This window comes from Veillonella criceti, from assembly GCF_900460315.1.
In the GTDB taxonomy this organism is placed as follows: domain Bacteria; phylum Bacillota; class Negativicutes; order Veillonellales; family Veillonellaceae; genus Veillonella_A; species Veillonella_A criceti.
On sequence record NZ_UHIO01000001.1, the window covers coordinates 1,832,984 to 1,852,539 of the forward strand.

17 protein-coding genes are annotated in these 19,556 nt (G+C 38.2%); 11 read left to right on the forward strand and 6 right to left on the reverse strand.

Translation table 11 applies throughout. The features are described 5' to 3' along the window. Window positions 1-29: 29 nt before the first annotated feature. Genes DYE54_RS08125 through DYE54_RS08135 form a run of 3 tightly spaced genes read right to left on the reverse strand, consistent with a single transcriptional unit; the run spans window position 30 to window position 4,806 of the window. On the reverse strand, window positions 30-1,514 hold the full coding sequence (locus DYE54_RS08125; RefSeq protein ID WP_115310758.1) for an S-layer homology domain-containing protein: 1,485 nt from the start codon (window positions 1,512-1,514) through the stop codon (window positions 30-32). A 33-nt stretch (window positions 1,515-1,547) separates the two neighbouring features. Beyond that, window positions 1,548-3,245: an ArnT family glycosyltransferase gene (locus DYE54_RS08130; protein ID WP_115310759.1), complete on the reverse strand. Its 1,698-nt coding sequence runs from the start codon at window positions 3,243-3,245 to the stop codon at window positions 1,548-1,550. 19 nt (window positions 3,246-3,264) lie between these two features. Beyond that, a complete protein-coding gene (locus DYE54_RS08135; RefSeq protein WP_172460582.1) occupies window positions 3,265-4,806 on the reverse strand; it encodes an S-layer homology domain-containing protein in 1,542 nt (513 codons plus the stop codon). Between the two features lie 411 nt (window positions 4,807-5,217). Here DYE54_RS08135 and DYE54_RS08140 point away from each other — a divergent pair, with 411 nt between their 5' ends. The 4 genes from DYE54_RS08140 to DYE54_RS08155 all read left to right on the forward strand — a co-directional run bounded on the left by DYE54_RS08140 (window position 5,218) and on the right by DYE54_RS08155 (window position 9,712). Further along, a complete protein-coding gene (locus tag DYE54_RS08140; protein ID WP_115310761.1) occupies window positions 5,218-5,955 on the forward strand; it encodes a (Fe-S)-binding protein in 738 nt (245 codons plus the stop codon). 19 nt (window positions 5,956-5,974) lie between these two features. Then, a complete protein-coding gene (locus tag DYE54_RS08145) occupies window positions 5,975-7,414 on the forward strand; it encodes a LutB/LldF family L-lactate oxidation iron-sulfur protein (protein WP_115310762.1) in 1,440 nt (479 codons plus the stop codon). A gap of 12 nt (window positions 7,415-7,426) precedes the next feature. Then, window positions 7,427-8,137 (forward strand): LutC/YkgG family protein, encoded by a 711-nt coding sequence (locus DYE54_RS08150; protein WP_115310763.1) that lies wholly within the window; start codon window positions 7,427-7,429, stop codon window positions 8,135-8,137. 165 nt (window positions 8,138-8,302) lie between these two features. Beyond that, window positions 8,303-9,712, forward strand: a complete 1,410-nt coding sequence (locus tag DYE54_RS08155) for a cation:dicarboxylate symporter family transporter (protein ID WP_115310764.1) — start codon at window positions 8,303-8,305, stop codon at window positions 9,710-9,712. A 111-nt stretch (window positions 9,713-9,823) separates the two neighbouring features. Here DYE54_RS08155 and DYE54_RS08160 read toward each other — a convergent pair whose 3' ends face one another. Beyond that, on the reverse strand, window positions 9,824-10,561 hold the full coding sequence (locus DYE54_RS08160; RefSeq protein ID WP_218564766.1) for an arginase family protein: 738 nt from the start codon (window positions 10,559-10,561) through the stop codon (window positions 9,824-9,826). Window positions 10,562-10,790: 229 nt separating this feature from the next. Between DYE54_RS08160 and DYE54_RS08165 the strand changes: the two genes are divergently transcribed. The 3 genes from DYE54_RS08165 (at window position 10,791) to DYE54_RS08175 (ending at window position 12,986) form a co-directional block, all read left to right on the forward strand. Further along, complete coding sequence (locus DYE54_RS08165) at window positions 10,791-11,474, forward strand: Crp/Fnr family transcriptional regulator (protein WP_115310765.1); 684 nt, start codon at window positions 10,791-10,793, stop codon at window positions 11,472-11,474. Between the two features lie 201 nt (window positions 11,475-11,675). Next, window positions 11,676-12,323 carry a hypothetical protein gene (locus DYE54_RS08170; protein ID WP_115310766.1) on the forward strand — a complete coding sequence of 216 codons (648 nt, stop codon included), beginning with the start codon at window positions 11,676-11,678 and terminating at the stop codon, window positions 12,321-12,323. Window positions 12,324-12,335: 12 nt separating this feature from the next. Then, the gene (locus DYE54_RS08175) at window positions 12,336-12,986 is read left to right on the forward strand and encodes a hypothetical protein (protein ID WP_115310767.1); all 651 of its coding nucleotides are present in this window, start codon (window positions 12,336-12,338) and stop codon (window positions 12,984-12,986) included. A 167-nt stretch (window positions 12,987-13,153) separates the two neighbouring features. On the opposite strand, the gene DYE54_RS08180 is transcribed toward DYE54_RS08175, so the two are convergent. Both DYE54_RS08180 and DYE54_RS08185 read right to left on the reverse strand, forming a co-directional pair. After that, on the reverse strand, window positions 13,154-13,921 hold the full coding sequence (locus DYE54_RS08180; RefSeq protein WP_115310768.1) for an ABC transporter permease: 768 nt from the start codon (window positions 13,919-13,921) through the stop codon (window positions 13,154-13,156). Window positions 13,922-13,947: 26 nt separating this feature from the next. Continuing rightward, window positions 13,948-14,595, reverse strand: coding sequence for an ABC transporter ATP-binding protein (locus DYE54_RS08185; RefSeq protein ID WP_115310769.1), 648 nt, complete (start codon window positions 14,593-14,595; stop codon window positions 13,948-13,950). A 246-nt stretch (window positions 14,596-14,841) separates the two neighbouring features. Between DYE54_RS08185 and DYE54_RS08190 the strand changes: the two genes are divergently transcribed. The 4 genes from DYE54_RS08190 to DYE54_RS08205 all read left to right on the forward strand — a co-directional run bounded on the left by DYE54_RS08190 (window position 14,842) and on the right by DYE54_RS08205 (window position 19,496). After that, entirely contained in the window at window positions 14,842-15,657 is an 816-nt protein-coding gene (locus tag DYE54_RS08190) for a nitroreductase family protein (RefSeq protein ID WP_115310770.1), read from the forward strand. 1 nt (window position 15,658) lies between these two features. Then, the gene (gene ilvA / locus DYE54_RS08195; protein WP_115310771.1) at window positions 15,659-16,879 is read left to right on the forward strand and encodes a threonine ammonia-lyase; all 1,221 of its coding nucleotides are present in this window, start codon (window positions 15,659-15,661) and stop codon (window positions 16,877-16,879) included. A gap of 166 nt (window positions 16,880-17,045) precedes the next feature. Beyond that, window positions 17,046-18,473, forward strand: coding sequence for an amino acid permease (locus tag DYE54_RS08200; protein WP_115310772.1), 1,428 nt, complete (start codon window positions 17,046-17,048; stop codon window positions 18,471-18,473). Window positions 18,474-18,692: 219 nt separating this feature from the next. After that, a complete protein-coding gene (locus DYE54_RS08205) occupies window positions 18,693-19,496 on the forward strand; it encodes a MetQ/NlpA family ABC transporter substrate-binding protein (RefSeq protein ID WP_115310773.1) in 804 nt (267 codons plus the stop codon). Window positions 19,497-19,556: the final 60 nt, after the last annotated feature.

The window sequence follows — 19,556 nt, forward strand, 5'->3', positions numbered from 1 at the left end:
ATATAAACTCTTAGACCTTTTTTGTAATATTATAGTTGTGGATTGTTATTGGTAGGCAAGCTGATTTCCACTTTATTTCCAAATTTTTTGGTGAAAGCTTTAATCGTATCCGCTTTTAATTCATCAACGATTAGTACTAAGCCGGATGCATTTTTATTGGGGGTTACCGCTATAATCGAGCCAGTTGGTTCTTGTTGGTTGTAAAAATAAGCAACGTCAGTCTGCAATTTACCAAGTTCGATTTCTGTTAAATTCCCTATGGTAACTTGTACATTATTGACTAAGTTTTTATCCTTAGTAAATGCGAGGGCGGCGCCTAATTTCTTAGCATCTGCTTCCGATTTCAAGGCGGCGACTAATTTATTGTTTTGCCAGAACATAGCACCATGTGTGCGGAATATATAGCCTTTGCCAAAAGTTCGTTCAACAAGTGTAATCATTTTGTTTTCAATCTGTTGATGTAAGATTTTTTCACGTAAGGCTACCGCTGAACTACTATTGGTTACGCGATACATAATTTCAGTAGCTTCAGCACGAGTGATATATTTTTCAGGACTAAACAGTAGGCGTGACTGATAGTGTAAGAAACCAAGACTAGCGAGTTCACGAACGGCATCTTGGGCCCAAGGGGCTATAAATTTCTGATCGTTGTAGTGGATAGCATCAAGTGTTGTAAGATCTTCTGTTGTGTAGCCTAAGTAATGAATATAATTATTGGCTACAACGGCAAATTCTTGACGGGACATAAAGCGTTCTGGACGATAGGTTTTATCACCATAACCACTGATGATATTAAGTTGTGCTACGCGTTCAATGGCATTAGCTGACCAGCGGTCAGAGGTAATATCTTTGAAAGAGCTAGCCAACATAATAGGCGATTCATCAGAAATTAGATTACTAAATAAAGAGGCTACTTCTTCACGGGTAATCGGTTTATCTGGGCGGAACGTGTTATCGCTGTAACCTGAAATAAGTTCTTGATTCGTCATAACGGCAATAGAAGTGGCCGCCCAATAATCAGCGGGTACATCAATAAATGTGTATTTACGTGCTTCTTGGAATACGGATGGTTGTGCTGTTCCTGTGAAAATGGCACTATCTGCGTTAGTATTAGCCGATGAATTTTTGAAAGACGGTAGTAATTGGATTTGGCCTGTTGGTTTTGATGTCTCATTTTGCGGGGCTTTTTCGTTGCTTGCTGGTAATGTATTTGTTTGAGTTGTTACTGTTTTCGTGTTACTTGCATCCTTTGTTTGTTGTGAATTTTGTAATTGTTGGTCTCTAGAGGCCTTTCCTAAGGCCTGGGCTGTATTATTTTGCATATAATAATTTAGCGTTAAAGGACCAAAAGTGGTTTCATTACTTGCTTCTTTAACAACGCGGACAGGACTGTAGCCAGCTTCGGTGTAATCTTGGTCATCAGTTATTGTTACTGTATTGGCTCCAACAGTGGTACTGGTAAGCAACAGTGCGCAGAGCCATGCTGCTGATTTTGTGTGAAAAAATTTGGACATAAAAAGCCTCCCAAATGATGAAACAGTGTATAATTAATATTTTGATTTAAAAATAATGACATTTTCTACTTGTCCGGCTTCTACAACGTAGGAACTTAAGGTTGTCTGTAAAAAGTCGGTTTTGTATTTACGAGGTACGCAGATAATAAAATCTGTAGTAGTTTGAATTGCTTGTGTCGTTTCAGCCACCGTAGCGATAGGCATTATATTTTTACCTTCACTCCAGATAGACGCTTCTTCGTGAGGATTTAGAATCTGGGTTACGGGATGTTTACTATAATATACTAGCGATGTGCGATAATCACGATAGTAAAAGACTTTTGTTGTATTGGTTAAAGGTAAAGTTTTAGCTAATTGTGCGGTAGAGGCATCATCGACAATTGGTGGTAATAAAATAAGCAATAAAAGATACAGTATACTAGCACTGAGAGCTGTACTTAGCATAGAGAGCTTAAGCTGACGTTTCAGCCAAGCATAGCCTAATGGCAGACAGGCTAAAAGAGTACCACTAGTTAAGATGGCTATGAAGTGGGATAATCCCATGGCTGTAGGATTCATAGGATCTTGGGCTTGCGGAGCACCTAGTATCCACAGGGTTATTGTGATTATGAGGAAAAATAATGTGCCAGGGAATAGGATTGGCCATCCGCCATAATAATCGGTGGATGCTTGGTGGTGTTGCTTGGTTGTTAGATACCCTTGGGCGGTTAAAATAACGAAAGGGATAAGACAAAGAAACGTATAGGTTAAATATTTGGTTGCCATTACATTATAGAATAAAAAGACGCCGAGGCCCCAAGTGAGTAAATAGATTCGCCAAGGATTTCGAGTACCATAGCGTAATTCATAAAGGGTAAGACCTGTCCAGGGCAGTAGCGATACGGGCCAGAGTACTAGATAGAGAAACCACCAGTTTTGTTCTGGATGCTCAGGAATTGTAGCTCGAACAACATTGTGGAGACCAAGGAAGCCTTCGATAAAATTCATACCATGGTAGATATACATGAGTAGATACCATGGTAGCGCTACTAAAGCAAAGAGGAACCACCCTTGTGGTGCAAATAGTAAGGTCACAGTTTGTTTAGTTCGTTGAAATAAAAATACGTAGGCAAGCAGAATAAGGCCGGGCAATACGATGCCTACGGGGCCTTTGGTGAGAACGGCCAAGCCAGCAAAAGCATAGGCTATCATTATATGATGTTTAGCTGATTTGATATCTTGAAGAGATACCTTTGTAGCTCGTACTGTGTTAAACGCCAAGTAAGCAAAATATAAAATACCCTGCGTAAATAAGAATAGATAACCATCTGTTAAAATGGCGTGACTAATATACCAAAATTCTAGGGATGTTCCTAAAAGTATGGCACTCCATAAGGCGAGTGTACGGTGTTGCGTAATAATACGGACGCCATAGTACATCATCATACCGTTTAAAGCGGCGCAACAAATAAAGGGGAGGCGTGCCGTAAAATCCGACACGCCAAAAGTACTAAAGGAAGCCATCAGCATCCAATAGGTCCAAATTGGTTTATCATACCAATATTGGTCATAAATCATAGGGGATACATAGCTGTGATGTTGCAGCATATTGACGGCACTTAATGTATAATTGGACTCTACCGTATCGGTTATGGGGAAGTTCCAAGTAAAGAGGCCATAGGCTAAGAGTAACCAAAGTCCAATGGCTATTAGATAGAGTACATCTTGCCGTTGTAATCGTGTTGCCAGCATGTAATGAAAACTCCTTCAATTATCGTGTAGTAGGCTTGGTTGTTGTATCAGAACTTTTAGGATTGTTGGCTATGAGGAAAACATGAACCTTGTTACCAAAAGCATTGCGGATAGATTCATTCATATAATCAAAGCCTTTATCGATACGAACAACTAATTGGTTGTGGACTACACTTGGGTAGGCGGCTAAAATGGTACCTGCTGGTTGTTTTTTCGCATAATAAGTGCGGAAGTTAGCTTCGATACGATCATATTCTGCCTGACTATATTCAGTGGATTCTAAGTGAATTTGTTTTGCCAAGGCAATCTTATCTTCGTCGGTATTCTTTTCATCCTTAGCCAAGATATCTTCAAATTTTGCTAAATCGTCATCACTTTTGAAGGCTACATGGAGGACATTATTTTGCCAGTACATTACGCCAAAGTTTTGGAAATTACCTGGTGTTTTGTACAACGTATTAAGTTTTTTAAATACTTTGTTTTCTAACTCTGATTGTGCTTCTAAATCTGTTGTTGGTTTAGCAGTTACTGTTTGATTTGATGGCACTGTAGTCGTTGTTGTAGTGCTTTTGGTCGTTGTCGTTGTACTTGTTGTTTCTTTATTGCTTGTAGTTTTACCATTGTCACTTGTTTTATTTGTAGTGGAGCTAATTGGTAAGTTTTTATCAATTCGGAATAGAATTGCAACTGCTTCAGCTCGTGTAATATCGTCAGTAGGACGGAAGAAATTAGAGTCCCCACCAGAGGCCACCATGCCACGGCTGGCTAAGATAATAATAGCGTCTTTATAATCGCTATTGATTTTACTTTCATCAGGGAATGTAACGTTTTCAGGTTTAACTACGATATGAGGCGCATATTCTTTTGCTTTTGTTTTGCTTTTAATGGCCGCTTTAGCAAGTTCATCTTTATAGGCTAAGTATTGGGCTGCGGTTTGGGCAAATTCTTCGCGCGTCAAAGTTTCCTCTTTAGCAAATGGGGCGAGTAGTTCATTGCCTGTAATTTCTTTAACTGTATTAGCAGTAGTTTTTTTATTAGTTTTGGCTTCTTTTGCATCTTTGGCTACTTTAGATGCTTCTTTGGCTTTATCTGCTGCTATTAATTTATTGTATAAGGAAGTGGCATCGGCTGTTTTCAACACTTCATCAGGATGGAATAAGCCTTGACCGTTACCGGATAGAATGCCTTCTTCAAGGAATGTATTGATTTGTATAGCAGCCCAATGATTTTTTACATCTTTGAACCCTTTAGCTTCTTGTTCGGCTGCATAAGCCGCCGCTTTTTTGTTCATTTCTGTTATTAAAACAGCCTTTTTTTTGTCTGCATCTGTTAAGTCTTTTGTTTTGACCGTAGTTGTTGTGGTTGTAGTAGTATCACCATCAGCATCAGTCGCTACGGTTGTAGTTTTAGTTGTGGAAACAGCATTGTCGGTCGTTGATGAGCTAACGGTAGTAGCCGTTGTTTGGCTGGTTGTTGTTTCATCAGCGGCTAAGCTAGTAAAGGATGTAGTTGTTAATAAGGTAGCCACTAATACAGCGAGTGATAAGGATTTTGTTTTCATTGAGAAACCCCTTTCTAATTCATGATAGATTGTCTTATGTAACATGCACATAAGGAATTGGAAATACTGTTTGAATACTTTGATTATATCACGAAGTAGCAGGCCGTTAAAGGTATATATAAGGCTAATAATCAAGGGCGTTTATCAAATGTCGATTTTGAATTGTGTAGAATAAATTCATTTTACTTATATATATTCAAGGTATGCGTTTAGTGCATATAGAATCAAGTATTTGCTAATATCGCAATTCTTTGGACAGAATTTTCTTTATTCTATATAATATTAGTAATGATTTCCGTGCGAATACAGAGGATGAATCTTTTTCAATTTTGAGAATTAGAAAGTGAGTATGCGCAAGTGTGGGTAATCTAAGTAAGTGTAAGTACGTAGGAAAGTTGAGGATGTGAGGAAATGAAAATTCATTTATTTTCACAATGTTTGATTGACATGTTTTATCCCCATGTGGGGATGGCCGGCGTACAGGTATTAGAACGATTGGGCTGTGACTTAACAGTGCCTAAGAAGCAAGTATGCTGTGGGCAGATGTTTGTTAACTCCGGGTATAATGATGCGGCAAAAGGGGCTATCAAGAATACAATTGAAGTCTTTGAAGATGCTGAGTATATCGTGAGTATGTCTGGTTCTTGTGCCTTTGCGATTCGTGATGAATACCGCCATATTTTAGCTGATGAGCCAGAGTGGTTGGCACGGGCGGCTAAAGTAAGTGAACGTATTTATGAGTTTACTGAATTTATTGTAGATGTATTGGGTGTTACTGATGTAGGTGCTACTTTCAATGATAAAGTAACATATCATAAATCTTGTCACGTAACTCGTTTAATGGGTGTTAAAGAACAACCTATGAAATTATTGGAAAATATCAAAGGGCTTGAATATTTACCAATGAATCGAGCTGAAGGTTGCTGTGGTTTCGGTGGTACCTTTACCGTAAAACAGCCAGAAATTTCTGCTGTTATGACACGCGAGAAAGCAATGAATATTTATAATTCTGGTGCTAATGTTGTAGCTGGTAGTGACCAGGCTTGCCTTATGAACATTGAAGGTATGCTTGACCGCCTTTACAAAGATGGTGAAATTGATCGCCGTATTAAAGTAATGCACATTGCAGAATTATTGAATTCTCGCTAGTCGTTAGGAGGAACTGAAAATGGCTATTTTATATGATCAACGTCCATTTAAAACTCGCGTTGCTGATGTTCTTGCCAATGACTTTAAGGTAAAGGCCATTCAAAAAGCGCAAGATGTTTTTTATGCGAAACGTAAAGCCTTGGTTGACCAAGTGCCTGAATGGGAAGAATTTCGTGATGAAGCGGCAGAACTTCGTGACCATGTATTAAGTAACTTAGATTACTATTTGAATCAATTTGCTGAAAATGCAACTAAAGCCGGTGCAAAAGTACATTTTGCTCGCGATGCCAAAGAAGCTAATGATTATGTGCTTCAAGTTGTTCGTGAAAAAAATGCTAAGATGGTTGTAAAAGGTAAAACCATGGTGTCTGAAGAGATTAGCTTGAACGAAGCATTAATGAATGCAGGCGTAGAAGTTAATGAAACAGACTTGGCAGAATTTATTTTACAAACGGCTGATTGGAATCCACCATCTCATATCGTAGTACCAGCTTTGCACTTTGCGCGCGAACGTATTCGTGAAACGTTCCATGATAAATTAGGTTATGAAGGTACAGAAGATCCAGAAGAAATGACTCGTTTTGTACGTAAACGTATTCGTGATCGTTTCCTTCGTGCTGATATTGGTTTCACTGGTTGCAACTTTGCTGTAGCCGAAACAGGGTCTATTACGATTGTATCTAATGAAGGTAATGGTCGTATGAGTAGCTCCATGCCTAAGACAATGATTTGTCTTATGGGGATGGAACGTATTGTGCCTGATTTTGCTGGTCTTGATGTAATGATGGAATTGTTGATTCGTTCCTCTGTAGGGGCGAAGATTTCCAATTACTTCTCCATGATTACAGGTCCTGCTAAAGCTGGTGAAGCTGATGGTCCAGAAGAATTACATATTGTAATTATAGACAATGGTCGTTCCAATATTTTAGGTGGCGAATTTAATTCTATGCTTCGTTGTATCCGTTGTGGTGCGTGCATGAACATTTGCCCAGTCTATCGCCATATCACAGGTCATGCGTATGGTTCTATTTATCCAGGTCCAATGGGCGCTGTATTGACGCCATTATTGGTAGGCTATGAAAAAGCAGGTGACTTGCCATATGCTTCGACACTTTGTGGTGAATGTTGGGAACATTGTCCAGTTAAGATTCCACTCCATGAATTATTGTTGAAACATCGTGTAAATATTGCTGACAAAGCACATCTTCGTCCAGCCGCTGAAGAAGCAATCTTCAAAACAGTGGCCACTGTATTTAGTAACTCCTTCTTATTTGACTATGGCACTAAACTTGGTGCTATCGGTATGAAGTTGATGAGTAAAAATGGTCAGATGGCAGATTGGACTAAACTTTTACCAGTTGTTGGTGGTTGGGTAAAAGCGAAAGATATGAATACATTGAAACTCAAGAAGTTCCGCGATGTATATGCAGAATATGAAGCTAGAAAAAAACGTAAGTAAGGAGATAGGACAATGGATGATGTAAATCGTAAAACATTTTTAAGCCGTGTTTCTCATGCGTTGGGTCGTAAAGAGATTCCTACATTCGTAGCTCCTTACCCTTATGAAAAAGGACCGCAGGAAACGATGTATTCTGACCTTTCCCATGAACAAGTTGTGGATATGTTTAAAGCTGAATGTGAAAAAGTAGGGACTAAATATGTAACTACAGATGAAGCACATGTGGTAGAAACAATCTTGAAAGAAATTGAAGAACGCGGTGGCGGTAAAGTTATTTATCCGTCTTGTGAAGAATCTAAACACTATAAATTAGAAGAAGCTTTTGCGAAAGTAGATGGCACAAAAGCCACATTCTTTGAATGGGATGGAGCTAAAGGCCGTCAGGCGAATATTGATGAAGCAAAAGTGGCTGAAATTGGTATTACGTTCCCAATTCTTGGTATTGCTGAAACAGCAACGGTTATTCAACCAAGTGATCAAACAAGTGGTCGTTCTGTAGGTTTATTGCCACTTTGTCACATTGCTGTAATTCATACTAATACGATTGTACCTCGTATGACACAATCTATGGCAGCTTTGAAAAAAGTATATCAAGATAACCCAGAAGGCTTTCCTTCTAATGTAGTACACATCTCAGGGCCTTCTAACACAGCTGATATTGAGTTAGTTCGTGTTGTAGGGGTTCATGGTCCAATTAATGTAACTTTTATTTTAGTAGATTAATTGACTAGTATAGGTAGATGAATATTTCCGGTGGCAAACGCACATATTGTGTCAATTGTCACCGGATTTTTTTGGAATTTTCTATTAAAATAGTAGGAATTTAAAAAATCTTATGATATAATATCAACGTCACATTCACAATTGAATAAGTTAGGAGGAAATAAAGTGGATATTCCATTTTTCCAACAGTTTTTGATGATTAGCTCACCAGTTACAGTGGGTATACTCATCTTGTTTGCGATTTTGTTAGGGTATATTTATTTCTTACAACGTCGTCAAACAGCCTTTGGCACGCTTGTTATCATTGGTACGTTATTAGGTGCCGTATTGGGCTTTGCGGTTCAATTTATTGCGCAATTCCCAGATGATCCTATGAAAGTCGTTTATATTAAGGAAAGTACAAAGTGGTTCTCCTTAATTGGTGGTGGCTTCATTGATCTAATCTTAATGCTAGTTGTTCCATTGGTATTTATTTCTATTATTCATGTTATTTTAAACATGAGTCATGGAGCTGATTTAAAGAAATTAGTTACGTCTACAGCTGGTGTAGCCCTTATTATGGTAGCTATTGCGGCTATAGTTGGTTTGGCTTTGGGTTCTTTAGCTCACCTTGGTGAAGGTATGATGGCCGTTAATGATGGACCAGCTAAAATGAAAGAAGTAAAACCAGTAGTAGACACTATTCGAGCTTTGATTCCTAAAAATCCAGTAGCCGCTATGGCGAACACGAGTGTAATCGCCGTTGTAGTATTTGGTGTTATTATTGGTGGGATTGCTCGTTTGATTAAACAAACAGGTACTAGCGATTTAGAAATGTTTACCAAATTTTTCAATGAATTGCATTTAATCATTTCTTGGGTTGCCGATTTTGTAATTGGTTTAATGCCTTATGGCGTTATGGCTTTATTGGCAGGTACTTTGGCTACTAAAGGTTTCCAAGCAATTGCCGATATGGGTTTATTCATCGTTTTAATTTACGTTGGCGTAGTTATTATGTTGATTGTACAAGCTATCTTGCTTACTATTTTCGGCGTGAGTCCAGTTATGTACTTCCGTAAAGCAAGAGCCCCTTTGTTCTTAGCCTTTACGTCCCGTTCTAGTATGGGTGTATTACCGTTAACAGTTGATACGTTGACAAAACGTTTAGGTGTTAATGCGACTACTGCTAATACAGTAGGTAGTTTTGGTACAACGGCTGGTATGCAAGGTTGTGCTGGTATTTTCCCTGCTTTATGTATCGTATACATTGCCAATGTAGCAGGTGTTCAACTTGATGTTACGATGTATGTAATGAGTGTTATCGTTATCGCTCTTGGCTCATTGGGGATTGCAGGCATTCCAGGTACTGCGACTATGGCCGCTTCAGTATCCTTGTCTGGTACTGGTTTAGGTGCTTTCTATGGCATGATTTCTCCAGTATTAGCTATTGATCCTATCGTAGATATGGGCCGTACTATGCTTAATGTAAGTGGTTCTATGACAAATGCAATTGTGGTAGATAAACTTATGGGGACTTTTGATAAAGATGCATTTAATGACGCAAGTACGATTGATCGTCCTGTATCCAATAAATAAAATATAAAAAATACTCCATACTCAAGTTACGCGTTCTTACGAACAAAGTTATTTGAGTTATGGAGTATTTTTTATTTGCGAAGAGAGGGGCTTTTCGAGCAGGCTGTCTTTTTACTTAAAAATAGGTAGTTTACTTAATTCATTTCGTAAGTTGATAATATCCCACGGCAAATATTCAACAATAGAGAGGCCTACTAAGTCGGCTACTTGTGATGCATCTAGCAATAAACGACTAATTTGGGCTAATGTCATTTCCCCTACGGCATAGTCAACGGGGCCTTGGTGAGGTTTATTACAAAGGAGACTGCGGAAATCTGAAGGAGTTAACACGTCTAAATCCAAATGAACAAGAAATTGTTTAAATTTATTATTTGTTAGCCATTGTAATAGTGATTGGCTAGAGGCTAACTCTTGTGGTGTTAGATAGGATAATTTATGTGCCTTTAAAAAGTCTGTTTCAAAATCTAATAGACTTTTTTCAACAAGGCCTACATATAGCACTTGCTCAGGGGTAAATGGATGTTGAACTGTTTTAGCAAAATTAGGTGCACCATGGCCTAATAAATTGCCTAGTACCATAGCATGTTCATGATCGAAGTCTTGGGGTGTCATAATATCAGGATGGGCATCTAGCCATAAAATAGCCGTATCTTTTGGGTACTTGCCATGAAGATAATCAAAAGGAACCTGAGAGATGGAACAGTCCCCGCCGAATGTAATTATTTTACTCGGCTGTTTCACGTCAAGAATAGCTTTGGCTGCTTGCTGTTGTTTTAGTAAAACGTCTTCGGCATATATTTTTTTATCAATTTGTTTTTCATAACTGGTGGTCGTTTGAGACATATCCATAATAGGAACTTCTATTTTTTCAGAATCTTTTGGTAAAGGAAATAGCGCAGATAATACTTGGGATCCTACTTGATAGTTGGGATTAGCACCGCCTTGCTATTGCGGATATACTAATTGTAATGTGTGGTTCTTAATTTGAGTATTCATAGTGAAATCTCCTTGGTCTACGTATATGATATAATGAAAAAAATTGTGTGAAATTAGTTTGACGAATTGGGTGGGGAATTTTATGTTGTTGCCACGTTACATTTTTATGAATGATTTTATTGAATTACACTCTATTTTAAAGACGGCACCCTTTGTGAAACAACAGCTAGGTGTTGGCGATTTTTTATGGAAACCGGATGAGCAATTGCAATATATACATTATATTGAATCGGGATTGGCTAAAACCTACATTGTACATGAAACAGGGCGTCGTAAAATTATTTCCTATCATGGTGTAGGCACTATATTTCCCGTATTTCATGAGCTAGACTTTAAAATTGAACAAGCATTAGTAACCGAGGCTGTCAGGCCAATGACTGTATTATCATTTACACGGGCAGATTTTAAAGTATTAGTAGATACCGTCGGGGCTTTATATCCTCATATGGTTTCTTGGTATGCTCGCTATATTAATTTATTATTGTATGAAACGGCACATCAAGAGTATAATGCAGGCTTTGTAAAAGTCTGTAATATTTTGTTTTTATTACAGACTACAGCAGACGCAGAGGGGTTAAAAAGCTTGTCCATATCACAAGAAGAATTAGCTGAGATATTAGGTATGAGTCGCGTTAACTTGACTCGGCATATTCGGCGATTGCGAGATGAAGGAATTATCAATACCTCACGTAAGTGCATTGAGATTTTGAAATTAGCAGCATTATTAGCTTATTGTTCAGGGGAAACAAAACAAGAAACAAAATAGTTGTATTTACTATTCTAGTATAAAAGAATCCTTGCTTGTTATTCTGCTTCATATGATACAAATTAGAAAAATTTTAAAATAAGTTTTATTTCTTGCTTTCTCATTCTCAATGATGATACAATCAAGTTAGATGAATTTAAAATGAATATTAGGGAAGTTCATTTTATGGGGTACTATTTAGTTAAGCAAGGAGTGAAACGTATGAAGAGATTGATGTTACTTTGTTTAGCTTTATTTGCGTTATTAGCAGTTGGTTGTGCGCAAGTAACGTCTGAAATTAAGGTGGATTCAGATTTTAGTGGTGAATGGAACGCTACCATTCAGGCGCCCGTACCAATTAGTAAGGGCGATTTGTTAAGTGCGGTTACTAAAAGTTCAAAAAAACAACCACAAATTGATTTGAAAAAAATTGAATTAGAAGCTATTGGACCTGATGGTAAAGAATTGGATGCAGATAAACCAGGTGTACAAGCACAGACTTGGAAATTAGAAGCTAAGTTTGATAATAAAGATGAACTGGCACAAATGAGTGCCGCTGTATTTGGCCGAAATTCTAATTCTAAGATTAATGTTATTTATCCATATGGTGATGATCCTGATGTATATACCTTCAATTTGGGAGAGGCTTCTGGTGCAACGACCATTGAAGTGGATGGCAAAATTATTAAGGAAAGTGTTGGTAAAGGCCTTCTAAAAGATGATGATACGGTCATTTATGCAGCTGGTGATACCATTAAATTCCAATTTAAAAAAGAAAGTAGCTTTGGCTCTATTATTGGCGGTATTGTAGTTATTGCAGCATTAGCGGGAATTGGGTATGTTATTTATCGTCGACGTCAAACTGCATAGGGGGGAGTCATTATGAAACGGTGTATTACTTATATGATGATGGCTTTGGCTATGGTTAGCCTATTTATTGTTAGTGGCTGCGGTGGCAATTTAGGCAGTTCACAGGATTTTTCTGGTACATGGGGCTATGTAGAAACTGCGTCACCAATAGGAAATAATGAAATAGACTATGAGTATAATCAAGATACAATTTATGTAGTTACATTAGAGAAAAAAAGTGAACATACCTATGCAGCTGACTTTAAAGACTACAAATATTCTTATAAAGGTAGTAGTTTTTTGAATCGGGATGAATATGAACGAGGGGATCGTTGGATAACATTTTTTATTCCAGATGGACCTAATAGTCAAGGATTACTGCCTAAAGTAGAACCAGTATATGAGTTCAAATTGGTAGCTCATGATATGGAAACCATCAGTTTTACTGAACGAGATGGAGTATTATATGTTGATGAAAGTGGTTTAGAATACACGTATGATAAAGATAATGATGCATTAGTAAGTGGTAAAACTGTATTACATCGTATTAAAGATGGAGATATTACATCATTGAAAGAGGAAGTTCAACAACATATTAAAGATTTTTATACAAAAGAATATGTAGATACTAAAAAACGTGATATTACTAATATTAAATTTAATGATGCCCCTAAAAGCAAATAAAGTTCTTCCCTTTTCTTAAATCATCTTTATATTTGGGGGGAACGGCGTAAATGTAGCAAGTAAAATAAAAGGATAGTGTGCTAGCAAGTACCCTTGTTCGTAAGAACGCAGGTACGGCTAGTACACTATCCTTTTATTCTTTTAAAATTATACGGCGTATCCTAAAGTTAAAGTTGATATTTTTTATTCCACAATGTTCTCACACCAAAGTAGAGCAAGAGGAAGGAGGATAGGCAAACGGTAGTACAGTTGGCGACCATAATTGTAATTTGGTAGAGAACGGCTTCATTTGGCATAGCACCCGCTAAAATTTGACCTGTCATCATACCTGGCAAGGCAATGATACCCATACCGACCATGGAATTCATAGTTGGTAAAAAAGCCGTTTCAAGAGCCTGATTAATAAAAGGTCGTAAGATTTTAGCGGGATGAGCGCCTATATTTAGAAGTACTTCGATTTGATGCCGGTTGCTGTCCAAGGCTTCTTTAAAGGCTTTTAGCGCGAGTGTAGCTCCATTCATTGTGGCGCTGACTAACATACCACTAATAGGAATGATATATTGTGGTACAAGGATATTTTTTTGAATAACTACTATTAGCATAAATAAAACAATAGTTAAGCAAGTGATGATGATGGAGGCGGCCGTTATATATTGAAAACGGCGATTGAGCCAAGGATTTTTTCGCAAGGTACGAAATACGGCAAATCCAATCATTAGGGATAAGTACGCTAAAATATATAATGGTGAGGGATTTTTAAAAATATATAAAAGCACATAACCGGCAATAATGAGTTGCACGGTCATTTGAATGGTGCCGAGTAGAAGAAATTTAGTTTGGTCAATATGGCAATATTTAAATACACCGACTACAAGTAAAAGTAATAAATAAATGGATAGGAAACCACTTAGTTGCATCGTAATTGCTTCTGTCATAGATATACCCCTTTGTGTGCTAGTGATTACATATGGAATAGTTTGCGGGCTTTTTCTTTAGCTTTTAGTTCAATTAGATGGTCACTAAATTTAGGATAGAGACCATCGTCATGAGAGATAACTAGGCAGGTTTTATTATAGGTGTGCATGTGTTTTTTTAGCCGTTCAAAAAAGGTGATGGCTGTTGCCGAATCTAAGGCTGAGCTAGGTTCATCCCACATGTAAATATCGGCGTCTAAAGAGAGCATAATCGCATTAAAAACACGTTGTTTTTCGCCGCCTGATAAATTAGTGACGGCTTGATTTACTGTAAATGGAGCAACGGCGATGTGTAAATACTGTTCCATCTCTGAATCCGTTGGGGCCGTGGATTTACGGTACTGATGAAATGTTCGGAAGTTATCTTTAATACTTCCTCCGAATAGGAAGACATCTTGATTCACTAAAATAATTTGTTGGCGGAGTTCCAATGTATTTATAGTTTGAATATCTGTACCTTTAAAATAGATAGTCCCTCGAGAGGGGTTGACAGTTGCATTAAATAAATGAAATAATGTACTTTTCCCACAGCCACTAGGCCCTTGTAAAAAAGTCATTTTACCTTGGGGAATTGTTAAGTCGGGATAAAAGATAGCATCTTGAAATGCTAATCGTGTAGTTGATAATACGTTCATATATTAGCTCCTTTTATATATTGCGAGATTACTTTTATTGTACTGAATTTTTTATATTTTATGTAGTCTTATTTATAATTAGTTATGTGTAACAGTTGATTTAGCCTAGCTTATTTTCAAATGTAATGGATGAAATGACTAAAAGGAATAAATTTTGTAAGACAGGAATCATGTTCGTATAGAGTATACAAATTTGAAATTTAGGAGTATAATTTAGGCGTAGTAATGCGAATGGAGGCAAGTATAATGAGCTTTTCTGTGCGTACAGATGTATGTGTACGGTGTAATATGTGTGTGGCAGAGTGCCCAACAGGATTATTAGTAATGAAAGAACATGGACCAGAAGCCGGTCGAGGTAGTTGTATCTCTTGTGGACATTGTGTCGCTGTTTGTCCTACGAAGGCTATTGATTATTCAGTAACGCCTAGAGAAGAACAGTTGCCAGTTGGTGATTATAGGGTACCCGCACCAGAAGAGGCGGAACAATTTTTACGATATCGTCGTTCCATTCGTACATTTAGCGATAAGCCAGTTTCTAAAGAGTTGCTTACGAAGTTACTGAATGTAGCTCGTATGGCACCAACAGGCTCTAATAGTCAAGGCATTTCATATCGGGTCATTCAAAATGAAGAGACATTACATGCTATTAGCGAAGCCGTGATGAACTGGATGAGCGCACTGGGGAAAGAAAATAGTCGTATGCGAATTTATTCGTACAATGCAAAACGCTATAATCGGACAGGACGAGACTTTATTTTGCATAAAGCCCCTGTTCTTGTATTAGCCATTTCTAAGGATAAATTAGTAGAGCGTGGCCGTGATAATGGTCATTTTGCTCTTACATATGCGGAATTAATGGCGCCTTCTTTGGGGTTAGGCAGTTGTTGGTCCGGTTTTGTAGAATATTGTGCGCAAGCAGGATATGGGCCCTTGTTAGAGTTATTAGGTGTGCCAGATGGGTATACAGTAGCTGGGGCCATTATGGTAGGATATCCTAAATATAAATATCGTTATATGCCAGAGAGAGAACCGCTAACGGTTTATTTTGATGAGGAGGATTAATATGTCGACATCATTAGTTACTCTGGACATGGTCAAGGAAGCACAAGAACGCTTAAAAGGGGTTGCACAGCGGACTGCTATCATGCAGTCTACCTCACTCAGTGAGCGCTGCGGTTGTGAAGTGCATTTGAAAATGGAAAATTTCCAGCGGACCGGTTCTTTTAAATTGCGTGGCGCCTATAATAAAGTGGCATCCTTAACGGCTGAGGAACGAGCTCGTGGGATTGTAGCCTCGTCGGCAGGTAATCATGCGCAAGGGGTGGCGTTAGCTGCTAAAGAATATGGCTGCAAGGCGACGATTTGTATGCCTTCTAATGCACCTATTGCAAAAATTGAAGCGACTCATAGTTATGGTGCTGATATTGTATTAGCTGGTGATTTTTATGCTGATGCGTATGAAAAAGCATGTGCCTTAGAAAAAGAAAAGGGATTTACCTTCTGTCATCCTTTTGATGATCCCGTTGTTATTGCTGGGCAAGGGACAATTGGTCTTGAAATTTTAGATGAACTACCTGATACCGATGTAATTGTGGTACCTATTGGTGGGGGTGGTCTTATTTCAGGTATTGCTGTAGCAGCGAAAGCCGTGAAACCAGATATTCGTATTATTGGGGTACAAACTCAAAATATGCCTTCAATGCAACAATCTGTAGCAGCGGGGAAAGTGACGACTGTGCCAGCGTTAAAGAGTTTAGCTGATGGTATTGCGGTAGGAACGCCAGGGACGCTTACCTTCGATATTGTGTCAAAATATGTAGATGAAGTTGTGACAGTTAGTGAAGCTGAAATTGCAGAGTCTATTTTATTTTTACTAGAACGTGTGAAAACAGCGGTAGAAGGGGCTGGTGCCTGTCCAGTCGCTGCTTTGATGAATAATAAAATTAATCATATTGAAGGCAAGAAGGTCGTGGCCTTAGTCAGTGGTGGTAATATTGACGTTAATATGATTGATCGGATTATTAATAATGGTCTAGTAAAATCTTGGCGACGTGCTTATTTTGATATTGTAGTACAAGATAAGCCCCATGTTTTATCTACTATTACCGGACTTGTATCGGATAGTAATGCCAATATTTTAAGTATCTATCATGATCGTAGTCAGCGGGATATAGAAGTGGGGTATGTTCATGTCGCACTTGAAATTGAAACGATGAATGAAAAACATGTGCAGAATTTATTAACTACTTTAGCTGAACATGGATTTCCAGCTGTATTGCGATAGTTTTGATAGGGCATGTAATATCAAAGCTTTGGGGATATTTCGTATTAATTTAGATACAATGTAAGAATGGCTTAACGTGTAATCTGAGTCATGGTATGTTGGGAATGGTATGGGGAGTTGACGTATTGAGGATTATTGACTAAATGGAGTAGGAGTAAAAAATATTATGGAATCGGGAAAAAGTTTAGAACGTAATTTAAAGCCCCGTCACGTGGAGATGATTGCCCTTGGTGGTACGATTGGGGTTGGATTGTTTATGGGTTCAGCAAGTACTATCCAAACGGCGGGGCCTTCAGTTTTATTATGTTACGCTTTAACGGGCGTAGTTATGTTCTTAATTATGCGCATTATGGGGGAAATGTTGTATTTAGAACCAGTGCCAGGTTCGTTTGCTGCGTATGGCTATCGCTATATTTCACCCTATGTAGGCTTTATTACAGCCTGGTGTTATTGGTTTATGTGGATTTCGGTAGGGCTAGCGGAAGTGACAGCTGTGGGCATTTATATGAGTTATTGGTTCCCTGAATTACCGCACTGGATATCTGCTTTTGTAGGGATGGCCATTATTGTATCGGCCAATATTGCCTCTGTTAAATACTATGGGGAATTTGAATTCTGGTTTGCTCTTATTAAAGTAGCGACAATTGTTTTTATGCTTGTTGTAGGCATGATGATGATTCTCTTCGGCTTTGGAAATGAAGGCGTTGCCATTGGATTTTCTAATTTGTGGGCTCATGGTGGCTTTATGCCTCATGGTTGGGGCGGTATGCTTGCGGCCATGTGTGTAGTGGCTGCTGCGTTTCAAGGGGTTGAACTCGTAGGTATCACTGCTGGTGAAGCGCAGAATCCACGTCATACGTTAGTAAAAGCAATAAAAAGTATTGTATGGCGTATCTTGATTTTCTATGTAGGAGCTATTTTTGTTATCCTTTGTATTTATCCATGGAATGAACTTGGTTTTGTGGGAAGTCCTTTTGTACAGACGTTCCAACGCGTTGGGATTGCTAGTGCGGCTGGTATTATTAACTTTGTAGTCCTAACAGCTGCTTTATCTGGGTGCAACAGTGGCATTTATAGTTGTGGACGGATGTTGTATACGTTAGCTAAAAATGGGCAGGCCCCTAAAATATTTGCTAAATTATCTGATTCGGGGGTTCCTCGTAATGGGATTTATGTATCCATGATTTCTTTGCTATTTGGCGTTGTATTAAATTATTTAATCCCAGATTCGAAATTGTTCTTGTATATTTATAGTGCAAGTGTATTTCCTGCTATGGTATCGTGGTTTGTTTTAGCAGGGGCGCAGCTTAAGTTTAGAAAACGTTGGGGGGCTGACATTATAGCGCAACATCCATTTAAGTCACCTTTATATCCGTATTCCAATTATTTCTGTTTAGCCTTTTTAGTAGTCGTAACTATTGGGATGATTTGGAATGAAGATACACGGGTATCTTTAATTGTTGGTTGGTTATTTATCGGGATTATTACGGCCTTTTATTATGGTTTGGGGATGTATAAACGCCCGATTGTACATGAAGAATTTGTACATGAAGAGGGCTTGGGTGCTGAAGGTGCCTTAGCTGATAGAAAATAAATTAAGTAATATAGATAACCTCATGAGATAGATACATATTTTCTACTCATGAGGTTGTTTTATGTCCTCGTAGTATGATAGGATAATACATAAGTTGATTCCAGGTGGGGATTTTTGGAAATCAATGAAATTAGTAGTTGGATACGACGTTTTATATGAGAATAAAACAGTGTATCTATTGTTGTATTGTGTAGTCAAAAGAAGAGAGAGGTCATACACATGAAAGTAAAAAAATTGTTAGCGCCTTTGTTGGTGGGCGTACTCGCCCTTGGTATTACTGGTTGTGGCAGTGATAGTGGTTCTAAAGAAATTCGGATTGGGGCTACAGCAGGACCGCATGCTGAAGTGGTAGAAGCGGTAGCTAAGGAAGCGGCTAAAGAAGGGATTACTGTTAAGTTGGTAGAATTTTCTGATTATGTAACTCCGAATAAAGCGTTAGCTGACGGTGATTTGGAACTTAATAGTTATCAACATGTGCCATTTATGGAAAACTTTAATAAGCAAAATAATGCGCATTTAGTATCGGTGGGTAAAACGATTTTAATGCGTATGGGCTTATATAGTAATACCGTTAAATCCGTAAACGAGGTGCCAGAAGGAGCCGTAGTAGCAATTCCTAATGATCCGACAAATGGTGGCCGTGGTTTAGCATTACTAGCTAAAGCTGGTTTGATTACTTTAAAAGAGGGCGTTGGTTTTAAAGCTACCTTAGCGGATGTTACGTCTAATCCAAAAAATCTGGTTATTAAAGAGTTAGAAGCGGCTCAATTACCACGTAGTTTAGATGATGTAACCTTGGCTGCGATTCCTATGAATTATGTCATGAGTGCCGGTATTGATGTGGCTAAACAAGGCGTCTTTTTAGAACCTAAAGATGAGCCATTAGCAGTCATGAATCTGGTGGCACGTGAACAGGATAAAGATAATCCAACGTATAAAAAAATTGCGGACATGTATCATTCAGAGGCCGTTAAGCAATTTATTGCTGATAAATTTAAAGGTACTATTATTCCAGCGGAATAAATATAAATTAACAGGTTTATTTTTAAGTTAAGTCTTAAAATTGAAATTTTATAGTAAAAG

Excerpts from the sequence above, each read along its gene's own strand:
- DYE54_RS08125 (WP_115310758.1), bottom strand. The coding sequence starts at position 1,514 with ATGTCCAAATTTTTTCACACAAAATCAGCAGCATGGCTCTGCGCACTG.
- DYE54_RS08130 (WP_115310759.1), bottom strand. The coding sequence starts at position 3,245 with ATGCTGGCAACACGATTACAACGGCAAGATGTACTCTATCTAATAGCC.
- DYE54_RS08135 (WP_172460582.1), bottom strand. The coding sequence starts at position 4,806 with ATGAAAACAAAATCCTTATCACTCGCTGTATTAGTGGCTACCTTATTA.
- DYE54_RS08140 (WP_115310761.1), top strand. The coding sequence starts at position 5,218 with ATGAAAATTCATTTATTTTCACAATGTTTGATTGACATGTTTTATCCC.
- DYE54_RS08145 (WP_115310762.1), top strand. The coding sequence starts at position 5,975 with ATGGCTATTTTATATGATCAACGTCCATTTAAAACTCGCGTTGCTGAT.
- DYE54_RS08150 (WP_115310763.1), top strand. The coding sequence starts at position 7,427 with ATGGATGATGTAAATCGTAAAACATTTTTAAGCCGTGTTTCTCATGCG.
- DYE54_RS08160 (WP_218564766.1), bottom strand. The coding sequence starts at position 10,561 with ATGGATATGTCTCAAACGACCACCAGTTATGAAAAACAAATTGATAAA.
- DYE54_RS08165 (WP_115310765.1), top strand. The coding sequence starts at position 10,791 with ATGTTGTTGCCACGTTACATTTTTATGAATGATTTTATTGAATTACAC.
- DYE54_RS08170 (WP_115310766.1), top strand. The coding sequence starts at position 11,676 with ATGAAGAGATTGATGTTACTTTGTTTAGCTTTATTTGCGTTATTAGCA.
- DYE54_RS08175 (WP_115310767.1), top strand. The coding sequence starts at position 12,336 with ATGAAACGGTGTATTACTTATATGATGATGGCTTTGGCTATGGTTAGC.
- DYE54_RS08180 (WP_115310768.1), bottom strand. The coding sequence starts at position 13,921 with ATGACAGAAGCAATTACGATGCAACTAAGTGGTTTCCTATCCATTTAT.
- DYE54_RS08185 (WP_115310769.1), bottom strand. The coding sequence starts at position 14,595 with ATGAACGTATTATCAACTACACGATTAGCATTTCAAGATGCTATCTTT.
- DYE54_RS08190 (WP_115310770.1), top strand. The coding sequence starts at position 14,842 with ATGAGCTTTTCTGTGCGTACAGATGTATGTGTACGGTGTAATATGTGT.
- ilvA (WP_115310771.1), top strand. The coding sequence starts at position 15,659 with ATGTCGACATCATTAGTTACTCTGGACATGGTCAAGGAAGCACAAGAA.
- DYE54_RS08200 (WP_115310772.1), top strand. The coding sequence starts at position 17,046 with ATGGAATCGGGAAAAAGTTTAGAACGTAATTTAAAGCCCCGTCACGTG.
- DYE54_RS08205 (WP_115310773.1), top strand. The coding sequence starts at position 18,693 with ATGAAAGTAAAAAAATTGTTAGCGCCTTTGTTGGTGGGCGTACTCGCC.